The 15560-nt window shown below is 62.6% G+C and carries 17 protein-coding genes and 1 pseudogene; 7 read left to right on the top strand and 11 right to left on the bottom strand.

Annotation, left to right across the window (positions count from 1 at the left end):
• Positions 1-15: 15 nt before the first annotated feature.
• From ACVILI_RS16850 to ACVILI_RS16825, 6 genes and pseudogenes are all read right to left on the bottom strand, one after another.
• Positions 16-807: pseudogene (locus tag ACVILI_RS16850) on the bottom strand (cation:proton antiporter); the annotation flags it as partial.
• 207 nt (positions 808-1014) lie between these two features.
• Complete coding sequence (locus tag ACVILI_RS16845) at positions 1015-2268, bottom strand: L,D-transpeptidase family protein (protein ID WP_027046735.1); 1254 nt, start codon at positions 2266-2268, stop codon at positions 1015-1017.
• Positions 2269-2610: 342 nt separating this feature from the next.
• Positions 2611-2931: a hypothetical protein gene (locus ACVILI_RS16840; RefSeq protein ID WP_240564657.1), complete on the bottom strand. Its 321-nt coding sequence runs from the start codon at positions 2929-2931 to the stop codon at positions 2611-2613.
• Between the two features lie 290 nt (positions 2932-3221).
• Positions 3222-3737 (bottom strand): transcriptional regulator LdtR, encoded by a 516-nt coding sequence (gene ldtR / locus ACVILI_RS16835; protein WP_013896002.1) that lies wholly within the window; start codon positions 3735-3737, stop codon positions 3222-3224.
• A gap of 238 nt (positions 3738-3975) precedes the next feature.
• The gene (locus ACVILI_RS16830; protein ID WP_019857605.1) at positions 3976-4398 is read right to left on the bottom strand and encodes a DUF6163 family protein; all 423 of its coding nucleotides are present in this window, start codon (positions 4396-4398) and stop codon (positions 3976-3978) included.
• Complete coding sequence (locus tag ACVILI_RS16825) at positions 4395-5438, bottom strand: enoyl-CoA hydratase/isomerase family protein (RefSeq protein WP_038646256.1); 1044 nt, start codon at positions 5436-5438, stop codon at positions 4395-4397. Before ACVILI_RS16825 ends, ACVILI_RS16830 begins: the two co-directional genes overlap by 4 nt.
• Before the next feature lie 185 nt (positions 5439-5623).
• Between ACVILI_RS16825 and ACVILI_RS16820 the strand changes: the two genes are divergently transcribed.
• The 3 genes from ACVILI_RS16820 (at position 5624) to ACVILI_RS16810 (ending at position 8658) form a co-directional block, all read left to right on the top strand.
• Positions 5624-6445: a DUF2066 domain-containing protein gene (locus tag ACVILI_RS16820; protein WP_038646253.1), complete on the top strand. Its 822-nt coding sequence runs from the start codon at positions 5624-5626 to the stop codon at positions 6443-6445.
• A 149-nt stretch (positions 6446-6594) separates the two neighbouring features.
• A complete protein-coding gene (gene hemB, locus ACVILI_RS16815) occupies positions 6595-7626 on the top strand; it encodes a porphobilinogen synthase (protein WP_019857603.1) in 1032 nt (343 codons plus the stop codon).
• A gap of 384 nt (positions 7627-8010) precedes the next feature.
• Positions 8011-8658: a dihydrofolate reductase family protein gene (locus ACVILI_RS16810; protein WP_038646248.1), complete on the top strand. Its 648-nt coding sequence runs from the start codon at positions 8011-8013 to the stop codon at positions 8656-8658.
• Between the two features lie 213 nt (positions 8659-8871).
• On the opposite strand, the gene ppk2 is transcribed toward ACVILI_RS16810, so the two are convergent.
• A complete protein-coding gene (gene ppk2 / locus ACVILI_RS16805) occupies positions 8872-9792 on the bottom strand; it encodes a polyphosphate kinase 2 (RefSeq protein WP_038646243.1) in 921 nt (306 codons plus the stop codon).
• A 283-nt stretch (positions 9793-10075) separates the two neighbouring features.
• On the opposite strand from ppk2, the gene ACVILI_RS16800 reads away from it, so the two are divergent.
• Entirely contained in the window at positions 10076-11119 is a 1044-nt protein-coding gene (locus tag ACVILI_RS16800; RefSeq protein ID WP_019857600.1) for an aldo/keto reductase, read from the top strand.
• Positions 11120-11135: 16 nt separating this feature from the next.
• On the opposite strand, the gene ACVILI_RS16795 is transcribed toward ACVILI_RS16800, so the two are convergent.
• Positions 11136-12107, bottom strand: a complete 972-nt coding sequence (locus ACVILI_RS16795; protein ID WP_038646238.1) for a glycosyl transferase family 90 — start codon at positions 12105-12107, stop codon at positions 11136-11138.
• A gap of 198 nt (positions 12108-12305) precedes the next feature.
• Between ACVILI_RS16795 and ACVILI_RS16790 the strand changes: the two genes are divergently transcribed.
• Entirely contained in the window at positions 12306-12452 is a 147-nt protein-coding gene (locus ACVILI_RS16790; RefSeq protein WP_019857598.1) for a hypothetical protein, read from the top strand.
• Between the two features lie 54 nt (positions 12453-12506).
• Here the strand turns inward: ACVILI_RS16790 and ACVILI_RS16785 are convergent, their stop codons facing one another.
• Both ACVILI_RS16785 and ACVILI_RS16780 read right to left on the bottom strand, forming a co-directional pair.
• Positions 12507-12767 carry a DUF982 domain-containing protein gene (locus ACVILI_RS16785; protein ID WP_010915577.1) on the bottom strand — a complete coding sequence of 87 codons (261 nt, stop codon included), beginning with the start codon at positions 12765-12767 and terminating at the stop codon, positions 12507-12509.
• 102 nt (positions 12768-12869) lie between these two features.
• Positions 12870-13535: a GntR family transcriptional regulator gene (locus ACVILI_RS16780; protein WP_038646236.1), complete on the bottom strand. Its 666-nt coding sequence runs from the start codon at positions 13533-13535 to the stop codon at positions 12870-12872.
• Between the two features lie 117 nt (positions 13536-13652).
• Between ACVILI_RS16780 and ACVILI_RS16775 the strand changes: the two genes are divergently transcribed.
• Both ACVILI_RS16775 and ACVILI_RS16770 read left to right on the top strand, forming a co-directional pair.
• Positions 13653-14906: a multidrug efflux MFS transporter gene (locus tag ACVILI_RS16775; protein ID WP_019857596.1), complete on the top strand. Its 1254-nt coding sequence runs from the start codon at positions 13653-13655 to the stop codon at positions 14904-14906.
• Between the two features lie 24 nt (positions 14907-14930).
• A complete protein-coding gene (locus ACVILI_RS16770; protein ID WP_240565095.1) occupies positions 14931-15296 on the top strand; it encodes a DUF423 domain-containing protein in 366 nt (121 codons plus the stop codon).
• A gap of 16 nt (positions 15297-15312) precedes the next feature.
• On the opposite strand, the gene ACVILI_RS16765 is transcribed toward ACVILI_RS16770, so the two are convergent.
• The gene (locus ACVILI_RS16765) at positions 15313-15462 is read right to left on the bottom strand and encodes a hypothetical protein (protein WP_019857594.1); all 150 of its coding nucleotides are present in this window, start codon (positions 15460-15462) and stop codon (positions 15313-15315) included.
• Positions 15463-15560: the final 98 nt, after the last annotated feature.

Here is a 15560-nt window from a genome sequence, read left to right as displayed (position 1 = left end):
GATCGTCTGCATGCGCGCCGAGACGCCGAGAAAGCGGAATATCCCGGTGCTCCCGGTCAAGAGACCGGCGGTCACCGCGGCCAGGATGCCCGAGGCCCCGAAATGCTCGGCGCCGAGATAGGCGACGAAGGGCAGCAGAATGGTGATCAGCACCTGCGCCTCGGCCGGCACGCCGCCTATGCGGTTCAACAGTTGCAGCGCCTTGGCGGCGACGAACAAGGCCGCCACGCCGGCGAGGATACCGACCGCCACGGCGTAGACAAAACTCAGCGAAGCGGCGGCAAAGGAAAAACTGCCGGTCAATGCCGCCGCGACGGCAAAGCGGAACATGACCAGGCCCGACGCATCGTTGAGCAGGGACTCGCCTTCCAGAATGTGCATCAGCCGCGCCGGGACGACGTTCCTGTCGACGATCGAGGAGACGGCCACCGCATCGGTCGGCGACAGCACGGCCGCGAGCGCGAAGGCAACGACCAGCGGAATGCTCGGCACGAGCCAGTGCAAGGCATAGCCGAAACCGACAATGGTGAAGAAGACGAGGCCGATGGCAAGGTCGAGTATCGGCCCGCGCAGTGCCATCAGCTCGCGCTTGGGCGCGCCGAAAGCATCGCTGAAGAGCAGCGGCGGAATGAACACCAGTAGGAACAGTTCCGGATCGATCTCGACATGGATACCGCGCACCGGCCAGGCAAGGGCAGCACCTATGGCGATCTGCAGGACCGGCAGCGGCACCCGCACCAGGCGCACCAGCGCGCCTGAAACGGCGACGAAGACCAACACGACGAGGACGAAGATGGCGGCTTGCATGGCGCGATTCCGGCTGTTTAACGAACCATGCGCAATCGCCGGTCTCGCGTCCAGACAGCGCCGGGACGGCAGTGACCGATGGGGCAGCAGACCGTATGGCCGGCATCACAAAGGCGGTGGCGCGGCTGGTCAACCAGCAACTGATCTAACGATCCACAAACGAAAGGCCGCCCATTCGGGCGGCCTTTCGTCAGAATTATCAGTCTTTTAGAGCGAAGAGGTAATCTGCAGTTCGCTGGCGCCGTCCAAAGCGTAGACGTCGTCGCGGAACTGGACGACGCCGGGTCCGGTCGACCAGGCCGAGAGATAGAGGAAGTGCACCGGCACCGGGTTGGTGACCTGGATCGGCGTGTTCTGGCCGGTCTTGATCGCCGCCTCGAAATGCTGACGGTCCCAGCCGGGCGTGTCGCGCAGGATCCAGGTGACGAGATCGCGCACGTTCTGGACGCGCACGCAGCCCGAGGAATCGAAGCGCATCATCTTGCCGAACAGGCTCTGCTGCGGCGTGTCGTGCATGTAGACGCCGTCCGGGCTCGGGAAGTTGATCTTGACCGACGCCATGGCGTTTTCCGAACCGGGATCCTGGCGGAACCGGTACTTGGCCGCATCATCCGTCGACCAGTCGACATTCATCGGATCGACTTCGCTGCCATCCGGCGCGAACAGGCGGATATGGCTGTTCTTCAGATAGTTGGGATCCTTCCGCATCAGCGGAATGATGTCCTTGCGCACGATCGAGACCGGCGCGTTCCAGTATGGGTTGACGATGATCTCGTTGATCTTGGAATTGACGATCGGCGTCTGGCGATCGATCTTGCCGACGATAGCGGTGTGGCGGAGCACGACACGGTCATTCTCGACGGCTTCGATCTGTGCGGCCGGAATGTCGACCAGCACATAGCGGCTGCCGAGCGTGCCGGCCTTCTCCTTCAGCCGCTGCAAATTGGTCTGCAGCTGGCCAAGCCGGACCTGCGCCGAAACATTCATCGCCGCATAGGTGTATTTGCCCATGGAACCGTCAGCCGGCAAGCCATGGCGCAGTTGGAAGCGCTTGACGGCCGAGTCGACATAGGAATCGAAGGCCGTCGAAATGCCGGCGCTCTGCGACAGGTCGCCAGAGACGATGAGCCGCTTGCGCAGCGGGACGACATCCGGGTCATCGACGCCGAGTTCCAGTTTCTTGGTCGCGGGAACCTCTACCCAGCCGCCCTGCCCGACAATGTTCTGATACTGCGCGACCGCCTGCTCGGTAAACGCAACGGTCTGCGTGCTGAAGATCGGCAGTGTCGAGGCCACCTTGCCGCCTTCGCTGGCGCGGGCATCGAACTGGTCATCCCAATTGCCGCGGGCCGAGGATTTCAGGATATCCCCGATCACGTCCTGCGCGCTCGCGCGGCCGGCCACCATGGTGGCGGCGAGCAACGAGGCTCCGGAAAGGAAAAAGCGGCGGCTGGTTCTCATGGACGTTCCAGACATTCTTGTAGCATTCGATCAGGGGCGATTTTGCCCGCACTCTAAAGTTGGCAATCTTAACAATTAGCCAACCATGTCCGCATCGGTTCGGCCACAAACGCGTGACGCACCGTCCGGTTCCAGGTGAACACATGGCCTTGACCGCAGCTTCACCGGCATCCTCGGTCCCATTGGAATATGGCGGCAACGTGGCCTTGGCCCGCAATTTGCCCCGCCCGGCATGGCGAAATGAAAGGGGCGTGGTTTTTCGGTATCGAAGCCGCCCTGTCGCGCATCGTCAGGGCCGGGGCGCCAAGGGCAGGAACCGAGGCGTTTCATCCGCGCAGACGGCTAGGGCCCTGGGCTGGTCTTGGCTTCCAGTTCCGAACACCGTTGCAGCACCTGGTACTCGGGATACCGCAATATCTTGTTGTCATCGAGCTTGAGCAACAGCGCGCGTCGCTTCTCGACACTCTGCTCATCATCCGAGCAGGTCATGTCCAGGATGACGGCGTCCAGGCCCCTGAGCTTCTGGACCCTGTCGAGGGTGCACCCAACTTCCCACATGTCCACCGATTTGTCGGTGAAGGTTACCCTGGAATCATTGTTCTCGCAGGGGCTGCTACCCTCGATGGCGAAGGAATCTTTCCACCATTCCTGCGCGAAAGCCATCGCCGGTGCCGCCAAGAGCACCGCGGCAACCGAACAGATTTTGCAGCAGCTGCTCCGACCCATCATGCCCCCTTGTACGGCGACACTAGCATTGTGGAGGCGAAAGCAAAGTGCGCGGCGGAACTCGCCGCTCACGGCTCCAAGTGCTGCATCGGTCAAGCGACGGCCACGCCAACTGCTGGCCGGCTGTCCATGATCAGAAAAAGGGCCGGTGCTTTCGGCACCGGCCCCTGACTGAAGGTCGCTGTTCGGGCCGTGCTTCTGCGGCACGGCTGCCGTTCGTGGATGGCTTACATCCGGTAGGCGATGGTATCGTTCCAGAAGCGGTCGAGTCGCTGCAAGGCGCGGTTCATCTGCTTGAACTCGTCCGTGTTGATGCCGCCGACCTGCTCGATCGAGCCGACATGGCGCTCGTAGAGACCGGCGACGACGTCGGCCACCTCATTGCCCTTCGGGGTCAGCGAAACGCGGACCGAACGACGGTCGATGCGCGAGCGCTGGTGGTTGATGAAGCCGAGATCGACCAGCTTCTTCAGATTGTAGGAGACGTTCGAGCCGAGATAGTAGCCGCGCGAGCGCAGTTCGCCGGCGGTCAGCTCGGAATTGCCGATGTTGAAGAGCAGCAGCGCCTGGATGGCATTGATGTCGGAACGGCCATTGCGGTCGAATTCGTCCTTGATGACATCAAGCAGACGGCGGTGCAGCCGCTCGACCAGCTGCAGCGATTCCATGTACAGCGAACGGATAGCCTCGCGGCGATCGTCGGAAACGTTGGCGGTCTTCGCCGCCGGACGCGAATTGATCATTGTCTTTGCCTCTCGTTTGTCGCCCTGGTGATTTTTTGTTTTTCACCTTGATCGCGACACTATCGAATACTCATAAAATTCGACTTAAACGCTAGGGCTAACAAGAGCTTACCGGTAAGAGGTTTCGGAAGAGGCTTAACGAACGGTCACCCGAGTAAGGATAATTAACCTAAAGGCTTAGGCACTTATCGCAGGGCTCAATCCGGTCGTTTGCCAAGTCGTCAACGGCCTCAATGGCTTAGTGCCGGACGGGGCGTTTCTGCAGCCAGATGACGACGCGAAAGACGATGTAGAGCAGCGCCACCGCCGCATGCGAGACGACGATCAGCGGCCGATGGCCAAAAAGCTCGGGAAAACCGGCATACATGACGGTCTCGGTGACCGCGCAGATGAACCAGATCACCGGGCCCCACGAGGCCAGCATCCACAACCCCGCCGCGGCAAAGGGGAAAAAAACGGCGAGCATCACCGCCGCCACCTGCCAATGCACCGGCATCAGGTCGAAGCGCCACAGCGGGCCGGGATAGAAGCCGATCAGCTTGATCCAGTACAGGATGCCGAACAGCAGGCAGTAGCCGGCGATGACGCGCTGGAACCAGGCGAAGATCACCTCGACCGTCGAGGGCTGCAGCACGACGCGTCTCGACGTCACCTCGCTCATAGCAGGAGTTCCCGTTCGCCGAGCCGGGCGAAATAGGCCTCGACATCCGCCTCGCCGACCGCATCGAGCGTTGCCGGTCGCCATTGCGGCTTCGACCCCTTGTCGATGATGGCGGCGCGGATGCCTTCGTAGAAATCGTGGCCGGCAAGCATGCGGTTGAGGATGCGGAACTCCATCTTCATGCACTCGTCCATCGACAAGGTCTGCCCGGCGCTGATCTGCCGCCAGGCGACGCGAAGGCTGGTGGGCGAGCGCGTGCGCATCGTCGCCAGCGTCTTTGCCGCGAATTCGTCGGTGCCCGCCGCGCGGTCAAGACTGTCGATGACATCCTGCAGCGACGGCTGAGCGAAATGGCGAGAGATCGCTTCCAGCGCCGCCCTGTCGGTCTCCCGCTTTGCCGGGACGAAGAAACCGCGCAGCACCGATTCCGGATCGCCGGTCAGCACCAGCCGATCAAGAAAGCTGGCCTGGTCCTCGGCCTTGATGGTGTGGGTGGCCAGCCCCGACCACAGCGCATCGCCATAGCGGATGCGGTTGCCGGTCAGGGCCAGGTACATGCCGAAGGAGCCACCAAGGTCGGGCAGCAAATGACTGGCGCCGACATCCGGGAAAAAGCCGATGCCGACCTCCGGCATGGCGAACTGGGCATTCTCGGTCATCACCCGGTGCGAGCCGTGAAAGGAAATGCCGACGCCGCCGCCCATGACGATGCCGTCGATGAGCGCCACATAGGGTTTCTTGAAGCTGTTGATGTGGGCGTTGAGCCTATACTCGTCGGCGAAGAACTCGACCGGCGGCTTTCCAGCCCGGCCGGCTTCATAAATGTGCAGGATGTCGCCTCCGGCCGAAAACGCCCTGCCCTCGGCCTTGACCAGGACGACGTCCACGCCATCGTCGCACTCCCAGGCATGCAGGGCCTTGCCCAGCGCCCTGACCATGCGATGGGTGACGGCATTGAGCGCCTGCGGCCGCGTCAGCGTGACGACACCGGCCCTGCCCGAGCGCTCGAAGCGAATTTCGTCGCCTCCATCAAAATCCATCGCCAGAGAATCCCTCCCCCGCGCCTGCGGGACTGAAGTGCTAAAGGCGCCGCATGGGTGCGTCAATGGCAGCAGCCTGTGCACCGTGGTCTTGGCGACTGGCGCCGGCCGATGCTACGAAGATCGCCGCCGTTGCAAGCGACGCGCCGATATCGCGCGCAGACGGCGTCGGAGAACAGTTGGCCATGCCCGGATTTCTTCGTGCCGTGCTTTTGACGGTCGTACTTGTGACAACCGGCTTTGCACCGCGTGCTGCATTCGCCATCACGACCGACGATCTCTACCAGTCTCGGACCATCGTCACCGGCCAGGGCGAGGTGAACCGCCGGATAGGCTTCAAGGATTGCCTGGACCGGGTCCTGGTCAGGGTTTCAGGCGATCAACGCCTGCTGGAGAAACCCGAAATGGCGGCTCTGCGCGACAAGGCCGGCGATTTTGTCGACGCCTTCCGCTACCACGACCGGCTGGAGGGCATTCCGATCCATGACGAGCAAGGCACGCATGACCGGCCGCATGATCTGACCTGTCTCTACAAGCCCACCACGGTCGACAAGCTGCTCGCGCAGCTCGGCAGCAAGCCCTGGCTTGGCGAGCGGCCAACGCTCGCCGTCTTTCTCACCGTCGAACAGGGCGCGAGGCATTTCGCGCTCAGCGCCGAGGAAGAGCGTGGCAAGACGATGCGCGAGTCTTTCGTCAATGCCACCGATCCGCTGTTGATGCATGTCGTATTTCCGAAGGCGGTACAGCTGGCCGAGCTGGACGAAAAAGGGCTGCGCACCGACGACATGGCAAGGCTGGATCTGCTGGCCAAACAGGCCGGTGGCGCGCAAGCGCTCGCCGGCAGCATCGTCTGGAGCGACGAGGATCTCGGCTGGATCGCCGATTGGCGCCTCGCCGAACACGGCAAGACCTATCGCTGGCAGGTGCGTGGCGTCAGCTTCGACGAGGCGTTCCGCGTGGCAATCGGAGGCGCTGCGCAGATTCTTTCGGGTAATGGCCAGCCCTGACCGGATAGATATGGCGGGACGCGCCCATCTCTGCTTTGCCGAGCATCTGCCTACAAGGCGGAGATTGGCGACTTCGGCCTGGCACAATCGTGTCGCATTGGTCAGCGGCAAGGGCTCGTGGTAAAACCCGCTGATCCGGAGTATTGGCCATGAACAAATTCACCCCGACAAAGCCAGCCGGCGCGCGTAGCGTCGACGACGTGACCGGCAGCCGCCGTCTGCGCCGCATGCGCAAGGCCGACTGGTCGCGCCGCCTGGTACAGGAGAACCGGCTTTCGGTCGACGACCTGATCTGGCCGATCTTCGTTGTCGAGGGCAGGAACGTACGCGAGCCGATCGCCGCCATGCCGGGTGTCTTCCGCCTGTCGGTCGATCTTGCCGTCAAGGAGGCCGAACGCGCGGCCAAGCTCGGCATTCCGGCACTCGCCACCTTCCCCAATGTCGAACTGGCCCTGCGCGACCAGACCGGCTCGCACATTCTCGATCCGGAAAACATCATCAACCGCGCCACCCGTGCGATCAAGGACGCGGTGCCCGGGATCGGCATCATCACCGACGCCGCGCTCGACCCGTTCACTAGCCACGGCCATGACGGCATCCTGCGCGACGGCATCATCGTCAACGACGAAACGGTCGAACAGGTCGCGGCGGCGGCCGTCATCCAGGCAGCGGCCGGCGCCGACATCATCGCGCCATCCGACATGATGGACGGCCGCATCGGCGCCATCCGCGACGCGCTCGATGCCAACGGCTTTCAGGACGTCGCGATCATGTCCTATGCGACGAAGTTCGCCTCGGCCTTCTACGGCCCCTATCGCGAGGCGGTCGGCACCGCCGGCCTGCTCAAGGGCGACAAGAAGACCTATTATATCGACCACGCCAATTCGGACGAGGCGGTGCGCGAGGCCGAACAGGACATTGCCGAGGGCGCCGACATGCTGATGGTCAAGCCCGGCCTGCCCTATCTCGACATCATCCGCCGGCTGAAGGACGAGTTCCAGATGCCGACCTTCGCCTACCAGGTGTCGGGCGAATATTCGATGATCAAGGCGGCGGGCGCCAATGGCTGGATCGACGGCGAGAAGGCGATGCTGGAATCGCTGCTCGCCTTCAAGCGCGCCGGCTGCGACGGCATCCTGACCTATTTCGCGCCCGAAGTGGCCGAAATGCTGAAGGGGTAGACCGGCCTCCCCGGCAAAGCCTTTCAGTAGACGTCACCAGTCTTTCGACCGGTCGGCGGTTCTTTCGAATTCCAGCAGACAAAAACCGGCAGCCGCGGCTATGATAGCCGCACGGCCGGAGGCGGCCGGCAGCCGCACCTCGCCCGAAGGTATGGCGGACGCCTCCAGAGGATGCTTCTGATCCACTTCATGGTTGGGCGATCGGCGGCCGTCCCAGCGGCCGGTTGTCGTCCGAACCGATCATCACGAAACAATAGGGACACCGCTTGGCGGCGAGATCCGGGTATGTGTCTTTTCGCCTTAGAAAATAGCGCTTGCAATTCGCAACCGGTTTGCTAAACAACAACCGATTGCAAAATACAACTGGTTATCGAGGAGGCTTTCATGTCCAAGCTGCGTGTCAACGCATTCACCCTATCGCTCGACGGCTATGGCGCCGGTCTCGATCAAGATCTGCAAAATCCGCTCGGCATCGGCGGGGAATCCTTGCACAAGTGGTTTGTCGACACCCGCACCTTCCGCAAGATGGTGCTCGGAAAAGATGGCGGCACCGCCGATGTAAACGATGGGTTCGCGGAGCGCAGTTTCGAAAATGTCGGCGCTTGGATTCTCGGCCGCAACATGTTCGGGCCGATCCGCGGCGAATGGCCTGACGACAACTGGAAAGGCTGGTGGGGCGACAACCCTCCCTACCACGTGCCGACTTTCGTGCTGACGCACCACGCGCGGGCACCCATCACGATGGAAGGCGGGACGGCCTTTTATTTTGTGACCGACGGCATCCATTCGGCGCTCGAGCAGGCGAAGGCGGCGGCTGGCGGCAAGGATGTGCGGATCGGTGGCGGCGTCGCCACCATCCGGCAATATCTGCAGGAGAGCTTGATCGACGAGATGCATCTGGCAATCTCGCCGGTGCTGCTTGGCAAGGGCGAGCACCTCTTCGCCGGCCTGGATATGTTGAAGCTCGGCTATCAATGCACCGAGCAGGTGGCGACGGCGCTTGCCACGCATGTGGTGATCAAGCGGGGTTAGCCACTTTCTCCCCGTTCCACGGGGAGAAATGCCCGGCAGGGCAATGAGTGGCGGCGCCGACGTTTGGAGGTTAGAGCGTCCGATGGCAATAAATTCATCAACGCCAGCGCGGCCCTTCGGCGTTCGTTGTTCGAAAAGCCAAGCAGTTGGCTTTTCGTCTGCTGCGCAGACCACTCCTCACCTCCCCGTGACACGGGGAGAATGAAAAGGCGCTCAATACTTCTCCGGCACGTAAAGCTCGCGCGGCAGCGTCTGGCGCTCGTATTCGGGATTGAAGACGCGTTCCGGCAGCGTGATCTCCTCGTGCGGGACCTCTTCATACGGCATCTGCTTGAGCAGATGATCGATGCAGTTCAGCCGCGCCCGCTTCTTGTCATTGCCCTCGACGATGAACCAGGGCGCCTCGGGAATATTGGTGCGGGCGAAGGTCTCTTCCTTGGCCTTGGTGTACTGCTCCCAGCGCACGCGCGATTGCAGATCCATCGGCGACAGTTTCCACTGCTTCATCGGGTCATGGATGCGCATCAGGAAGCGCATCTGCTGCTCCTCGTCGGTGATCGAGAACCAATATTTGACCACTGTGATGCCCGAGCGCACCAGCATCCGCTCGAACTCGGGGACGTCGCGGAAAAATTCCTCGACCTGACCCGCATCGGCAAAGCCCATCACCCGCTCGACTCCGGAGCGGTTGTACCAGGAGCGGTCGAACAGCACGATCTCGCCGCCTGCCGGCAGATGCGGAACATAGCGCTGGAAGTACCATTGCGACTTCTCGCGTTCGGTCGGCGCCGGCAGCGCAACGACGCGGCAGATGCGCGGGTTGAGCCGCTGTGTTATGCGCTTGATGACGCCGCCCTTGCCGGCGGAGTCGCGGCCCTCGAAAATCACCACCAGCTTCTTCTTGTGGTAGGCGACCCAGGACTGCAGCTTGATCAATTCGGACTGCAGCGTGATCAGGTCGCGAAAATATTGCATGCGGTCGATCGAAGGCGGATGCGCGTTCTTGTAGATCTTGGCGATCTCCATCGACAGCGTCGGCTCCGACATTTCGAGTTCATAGTCTTCGTCGAGCGTGTCGGCGAGCTCGGCTTCGAGCCAGTCCTTGGCGGGAGAATTCTGTCTTAGCTCAGTCATTTGCACTGCTCCGCTTGCAAGCCCTGTCGGTTCCCGTACGGCGCCCCAAATTGCTGGCCAGCAGCCTGGAAAGGGAAACACCTGAGCCGACTTCAATATAGACCGGCAGTGACGGTTTTATTGCAGCCCGGGCGCGATAGCGACAGCCGGGGTGTCTACCATGTCCAATCGATCCATCACCATGGCATGGCGACAAGCCGGCCGGATTGTCCTACAAATCCCGGCTCGCATTCCGGGCTGCCCCTTGGCCCCGCCCCAATTCAGCGCAATCGCGAGGGCTGACATGGAATACCGCACCCTTGGCCGTTCCGGCCTGAAGGTTTCGACACTGACTTTGGGCACCATGACCTTCGGCGGCACCGGGCCTTTCGCCGCGGTCGGCAACAGCGATCTTGCCGAAGCCAGGCGCATGATCGACATGTGCATCGACGCCGGCATCAACCTCATCGACACCGCCAATGTCTATTCGAACGGCCTGTCGGAGGAGATCATCGGCGAAGCGCTCGGCGGCAAGCGCAGGAACGACGTGCTCATCGCCTCCAAGGCGCGCATGCGGATCGGCAGCGGACCGAACGACGAAGGCCTGTCGCGCCACCATCTGATCCGCGAATGCGAGAAGAGCCTGAAGCGGCTGAGGACCGACGTCATCGACATCTATTTCGTCCACCAGTGGGACGGGCTTACCCCGGTCGAGGAAACGGTCGCGGCGCTCGACACTTTGGTCAACCAGGGCAAGGTGCGCTATATAGGCTGCTCCAACTGGTCCGGCTGGCAGGTGATGAAGGCGCTCTCGATCAGCGACAGCCGCCACCAGCAGCGCTTCGTCACCCAGCAAATCCACTACACGCTGGAGGCGCGAGAGGCGGAATATGAACTGCTGCCGATCTCGGTCGACCAGGGACTGGGCGTGCTGGTCTGGAGCCCGCTCGCCGGCGGCCTGCTGTCCGGCAAATACCACCGCGACAGCCCGACCGCACGGCAACTCGCTGGCTGGTCCGAGCCGCCGATCCGCGACGAGGACCGGCTCTGGCGGATCGTCGATGTGCTGGTCGAGATCGGCAAGGCTCGCGGCGTATCGGCCGCTCAGGTGGCGCTGGCCTGGCTGCTCGGCCGCCCCGCCGTCTCCTCGCTGGTGATCGGCGCCCGCAACGATGCCCAGCTCAAGGACAATCTCGCTGCCGCAAGCCTGGCGCTCAGCCCTGAGGAACGCCAGCGCCTCGACGCGGTCAGCCGGCCGCCCGTGCTCTACCCCTATTGGCACCAGCAACTGACGGCAAGGGATCGCTTCGGCCCCGCCGACATGGTTCTCGACCGTAGCGTGATCTGACCACCAGGCGGAGGCGCTAGCCCTGGATGAAGCGCCACAGTTCGGGATCGGGTTCGATCTGGCCGCTGAGCACGAAATATTTGTAGAGCACGAGCAGGGAGATCGCCTGCTCGTCCCGCTCATTGGAGAATTTCCGGCAATAGGCGTTGGCTGCGGCGATGATGCGCTCGGCCTGCGCCGGATGCCGTTCGAAATAGCGCACCTTTTCGCTGAGATCGGCAAAATCCGGATCGAGCGGCACATAGTGGACATTGGCCTCGAGCTGCCGCTCCGCAAACCATGTCTCGTATGTCGGTGGCGGCATCAGGCAAAGCGACTTCGAGTTCAAGATCCATTTGAGGTTGGTCGCCACGTCATTGCCCTCCAGCGAGACGATGTAGCGGTAGCGCTGGTGCTGGCTGATGCTGAGAAAGGGCTTGGCGTATTCGGCCGGTGCGTTCGGCTTGTGCGAGCCGGCATCGCAGAATGGCAGGTCGCGCACCGCTTGCAGAAACCGTGTCCTGATCGGATTGTTGAGATCACCACGCCAGACCACCATAGGCAACTTGTCGGCGAACGAGATGGCGTCAGCCGGCATCTGGAAGTGGCGGAACTTGTCGAGCTTCATGATGACCGCGTTCTGGTCGTCATCACGGATCGGCCGATCCTTGACGATCGTCGGCACCTTCGGTACGTCCCTGACGTCGCCGAATTCGACGTCGATGAGCAATCCGGGATCGAAATAGCGGGCGAATTCCTTCAGGTCGTAATAGTACATGGTAGGCGTGAAGGGCAGTTTGCTGATGCGCACCGCATTGGCGCTTGGCGCGAAACCATCCTGCAGCTTGTTGTAGTCATTCAGCCGCCGCCGCGCCGCCTCGTCGGAAAGCATGGCCTGTTCGAGGCGAGCAGCCAGCCTGCGGCGGAACAGGGCTTGTGGAATGACATCGCGCACGACGTTTCGCGCATAGTAGAAAACCCGTGCCGACGTCCGCGCAATTGTGGCCATGATTCACTTGGTCAAAACAAACGGGCAGCTCTCAAATACGCTGGCGCCCCGCGTTTCCTACATCATTATGGCGCCGATCTGGCAAGCCCCCACGGATCTCCGGGGCCGTGCACGCGCACTGTCGTTTCAGCTGTTGTGTTTGACGGCTAATGCTCCTAGGCAGGATCAGAGCCGCAAGGCAGGTCAAAAGGAGCCGATATGGCGCGAGCACCAAACTACGATCAGGAACGCAAGGAACGCGACCGGCAGAAGGCGGCGAAGAAGGCCGAAAAGCTGGCGGCCAAGGTTGCCGCGCGCGAACGTTCCAAGCCCGAGGCAGAGATCGAAAACGAAACGGCGGAATGACGGCAAAAGGCCCGCATATGCGGGCCTTGCCTCAATCCAGCCAATGGTTCTGCGTCAGGCAGGAGCCTTGTCGCTGACAAAAACGTCCACTTCGCGCGCCGCGGCGATAAAGGCACGCCGCGCGTTCATGGCCGGCTTGTCGCCGGCCAGCGCATCGTGGCAGGCCTGCAGCGCCGCGCGATGCTTGGGACTGCGCTTGCCGGGCCAGCTGTTGAGGAGGTATTCGGATGCCTCGCGGGCCGTTCGCAAGAGCTGAGTGCTTCCCGCCGTGACGGACTTGACGGTCACGGGTGTTTCAAATCGGTTGTTTTCCATCGCCGCTCTTACGCCATCGGCGTCCGTGAAGCGAGGCCGAAAGTGGGCTTGGCGTGAGGCGTCGCCTGTTTTTGCCGGCGAGCGCCCTGCCCTATAGCGGTGCTAAGCAGCCACGACGGCAAATCCCCTGGCGCGAAGGCCGCGTCGGTCGTTGGCGAGCGACGTCACAAGCCGGTCGCGGCTGCCGACGATGTGGGCAGAAAGCAGGCGGGCTGCCTGATCGGCATCGCCAAGGCGTGCCGCGGCCAGAATGGCTCGGTGTTCGGCCCAGGCGCGACCAAGGGCCGCTTCGTCACGCACTTCCAGCCAGCGAGCGCGCGACAGGCGCGTCATGGCATCGCGCACGGCCCTGAACAGAAATTCGTTGCCCGACAGGCGCGCCAGCTCGATGTGAAAATCCATGCCGACACGATGCCACTCCTCGCGCGGCGTATTGTCGTCGCAGGAATCGAGCATCCCCTCGATGACGTCGATGGCGCTGCTTTCGGCATGCATGCATGTCAGTCGGACAGCCGCGACCTCGACTGCTTCGCGATAGACCGCGATCTGCTCGAGCTCGGCAAGGTTGATGGGCGATACCGTCCAGCCGCGGCCATCCCTGCCCACCAGCCCCTCGGTCTCCAGCCGCAGAAGTGCTGCCCTGACCGGCGTGCGCGAGGCGCCGAAGCGGCCTTCGATCCAACGCTCGGTCAATTTCTCGCCTGGACCGATCTCGAGCCCCAGGATCATCTCGCGCAACTGCCGTTCGACATTCTGCATCTGCGACATAGCGCTTCCTTGTTCCGAAGCCGCATTGACAGCAGCTGGGTTGGAGTTCATGACGGATACCAATTTGGTATCCCAAAATGGTATCCGCAACAAGCGTTGATATCGAGCAGGCAGGACATGACCCAGGAAGACACGCAACAGAGCGGTTACAACATCCACTGGCGGCGCAATCTCGCCGTCTGTTTCGCTGGCTCGTTCAGCACGCTCATCGCCATGACCCTGCTGTTGCCCTTCCTGCCGCTTTATGTGGAACAGCTCGGCGCGCAGGGTCATGCCGCCATCGTGCAATGGTCCGGCGTCGCCTATGGCGCCACCTTCTTCGCCGCGGCCTTGGTCGCGCCATTGTGGGGGCGGCTGGGCGATCGCTATGGCCGCAAGGTGATGCTGGTGCGCGCCAGCTTCGGCATGGCGATCTGCATGTCGCTGACCGGCATGGTCGAGACGGTCTGGCAATTGGTGCTGCTGCGCCTGCTGATCGGCTTTGCCGGCGGCTATTCCTCGGGGTCGACCATACTGGTGGCCATGCAGACGCCCAAGGACCGTTCCGGCTGGGCGCTGGGCGTGCTGTCGGCAGGAATAACGGCGGGCTCGCTGGTCGGCCCCCTGCTTGGCGGTACGCTGCCGCCAGTGATCGGTATTCGCGCCACCTTCCTTCTGTCCGGAGGCGTCATCTTCCTTGCCTTCCTGGCAACGACCTTCCTCATCAAGGAGACACCGCGCCTGAAGCCGGTAAAGGCGGGATCGGCAGCCAGGTCGAAAAGCGGCTGGTCACGGATTCTGGACAAGCGCCCGGTCGTGGCCATGCTGATAACCGGCATGCTGCTGGCCTTCGCCAACATGTCGATCGAGCCGATCATCACCGTCTATGTGCAGCAGCTCATCGAGGATCCGAGCCGGGTGACGATGGTCGCCGGCGTGGTGATGTCGGCGGCGGCGCTGGGCACCATCCTGTCGGCGTCCTGGCTCGGCAAGCTCGCTGACCGCGTCGGCCACTGGAACGTCGTCGTCGGAGCGCTGGCCGTCTCAGCCCTGCTGCTCATTCCGCAAGCCTTCGTCACCGATGGCTGGCAACTGATCGGGTTGCGCTTCCTGATGGGTCTGGCGCTCGGCGGCTTGCTGCCTTGCATCACCAGCGTCATCCGACACAACATCCCAGACGGCGTCGGCGGCAATGTGCTTGGCCTGGCGATCTCGGCGCAGTATGTCGGGCAGGTTGCGGGACCATTGACCGGCGGCTTCGTCGGCGGTCATTTCGGCATGCGGGCGGTGTTCCTCGGGACATCGGCACTGATGGCCGGCGGCGCCGTCTACAACTGGATTGTCCAGTCGCGGCGCACACGGCGTATGGCGCTGGAAGCAAGTGAGTCCTGAGAGCGTTAGAGGGAGCTGGCCGACATGAATTCCGCCGAACCAACCGCCAGCCGTCTCCTTGTGCTTGCCGGCGGTCTCGTCGGCGCGGCGGGCGTGGCGCTGTCGGCGGCGGCCGCGCACCGCGGCGGCGCCTTCACCGGCACGGCCGCGTCGTTCCTCTTGATGCACGCGCCGGTCTTCGTCGCCGTCGGCCTCATGGGCGCGAATCGCTGCCTGCGCATCGCGAGCCTCGTCCTGCTTGTCGGGCTCCTGCTTTTCGCGGGCGATCTCCTCGCCCGCGATTTCCTCGGATCGAGACTGTTTCCGATGTCGGCGCCGATCGGAGGCACACTGCTCATCGCCGGCTGGCTGGGGATAGCGATTTCCGCCCTTGTACGCCCGCGTTCCTAGGCCAACCACGCAGGCATCAATCCCTGAGACGTTCGGTACGAAGCCAAAGATCGCGATTGCGCGCGGCCGGCTTCGTCAGGCGCCGCATCTTCGGCCGCTCCGCGGCCGGCGTGATGCCCCAGTAGTTGCGATAGATATCCTCGAACAGATGTTTGATGGGGTGCATGGTCTTTCTCCACGGAATTGAATCGATCCAATCGGTGAGCAAAAAAACGCCGATCAGTTTCGCCTGCGCTTTGCAAGGAAGCGAAGGACGCGAATCCA

Source organism: Mesorhizobium sp. USDA 4775, from assembly GCF_054062655.1.
Note: the sequence above shows the minus strand (reverse complement) of the source record. Positions and strands in the feature narration are given on the sequence as shown.

Coding starts and splice junctions, on each gene's coding strand:
- ACVILI_RS16840 (WP_240564657.1), bottom strand. CDS start 2,931: ATGGCTTTCGCGCAGGAATGGTGGAAAGATTCCTTCGCCATCGAGGGT.
- ACVILI_RS16795 (WP_038646238.1), bottom strand. CDS start 12,107: ATGGCCACAATTGCGCGGACGTCGGCACGGGTTTTCTACTATGCGCGA.
- ldtR (WP_013896002.1), bottom strand. CDS start 3,737: ATGATCAATTCGCGTCCGGCGGCGAAGACCGCCAACGTTTCCGACGAT.
- ACVILI_RS16780 (WP_038646236.1), bottom strand. CDS start 13,535: ATGTCGCAGATGCAGAATGTCGAACGGCAGTTGCGCGAGATGATCCTG.
- hemB (WP_019857603.1), top strand. CDS start 6,595: ATGAACAAATTCACCCCGACAAAGCCAGCCGGCGCGCGTAGCGTCGAC.
- ACVILI_RS16790 (WP_019857598.1), top strand. CDS start 12,306: ATGGCGCGAGCACCAAACTACGATCAGGAACGCAAGGAACGCGACCGG.
- ACVILI_RS16810 (WP_038646248.1), top strand. CDS start 8,011: ATGTCCAAGCTGCGTGTCAACGCATTCACCCTATCGCTCGACGGCTAT.
- ACVILI_RS16830 (WP_019857605.1), bottom strand. CDS start 4,398: ATGAGCGAGGTGACGTCGAGACGCGTCGTGCTGCAGCCCTCGACGGTC.
- ACVILI_RS16775 (WP_019857596.1), top strand. CDS start 13,653: ATGACCCAGGAAGACACGCAACAGAGCGGTTACAACATCCACTGGCGG.
- ppk2 (WP_038646243.1), bottom strand. CDS start 9,792: ATGACTGAGCTAAGACAGAATTCTCCCGCCAAGGACTGGCTCGAAGCC.
- ACVILI_RS16800 (WP_019857600.1), top strand. CDS start 10,076: ATGGAATACCGCACCCTTGGCCGTTCCGGCCTGAAGGTTTCGACACTG.
- ACVILI_RS16765 (WP_019857594.1), bottom strand. CDS start 15,462: ATGCACCCCATCAAACATCTGTTCGAGGATATCTATCGCAACTACTGG.
- ACVILI_RS16770 (WP_240565095.1), top strand. CDS start 14,931: ATGAATTCCGCCGAACCAACCGCCAGCCGTCTCCTTGTGCTTGCCGGC.
- ACVILI_RS16820 (WP_038646253.1), top strand. CDS start 5,624: ATGCCCGGATTTCTTCGTGCCGTGCTTTTGACGGTCGTACTTGTGACA.
- ACVILI_RS16785 (WP_010915577.1), bottom strand. CDS start 12,767: ATGGAAAACAACCGATTTGAAACACCCGTGACCGTCAAGTCCGTCACG.
- ACVILI_RS16845 (WP_027046735.1), bottom strand. CDS start 2,268: ATGAGAACCAGCCGCCGCTTTTTCCTTTCCGGAGCCTCGTTGCTCGCC.
- ACVILI_RS16825 (WP_038646256.1), bottom strand. CDS start 5,438: ATGGATTTTGATGGAGGCGACGAAATTCGCTTCGAGCGCTCGGGCAGG.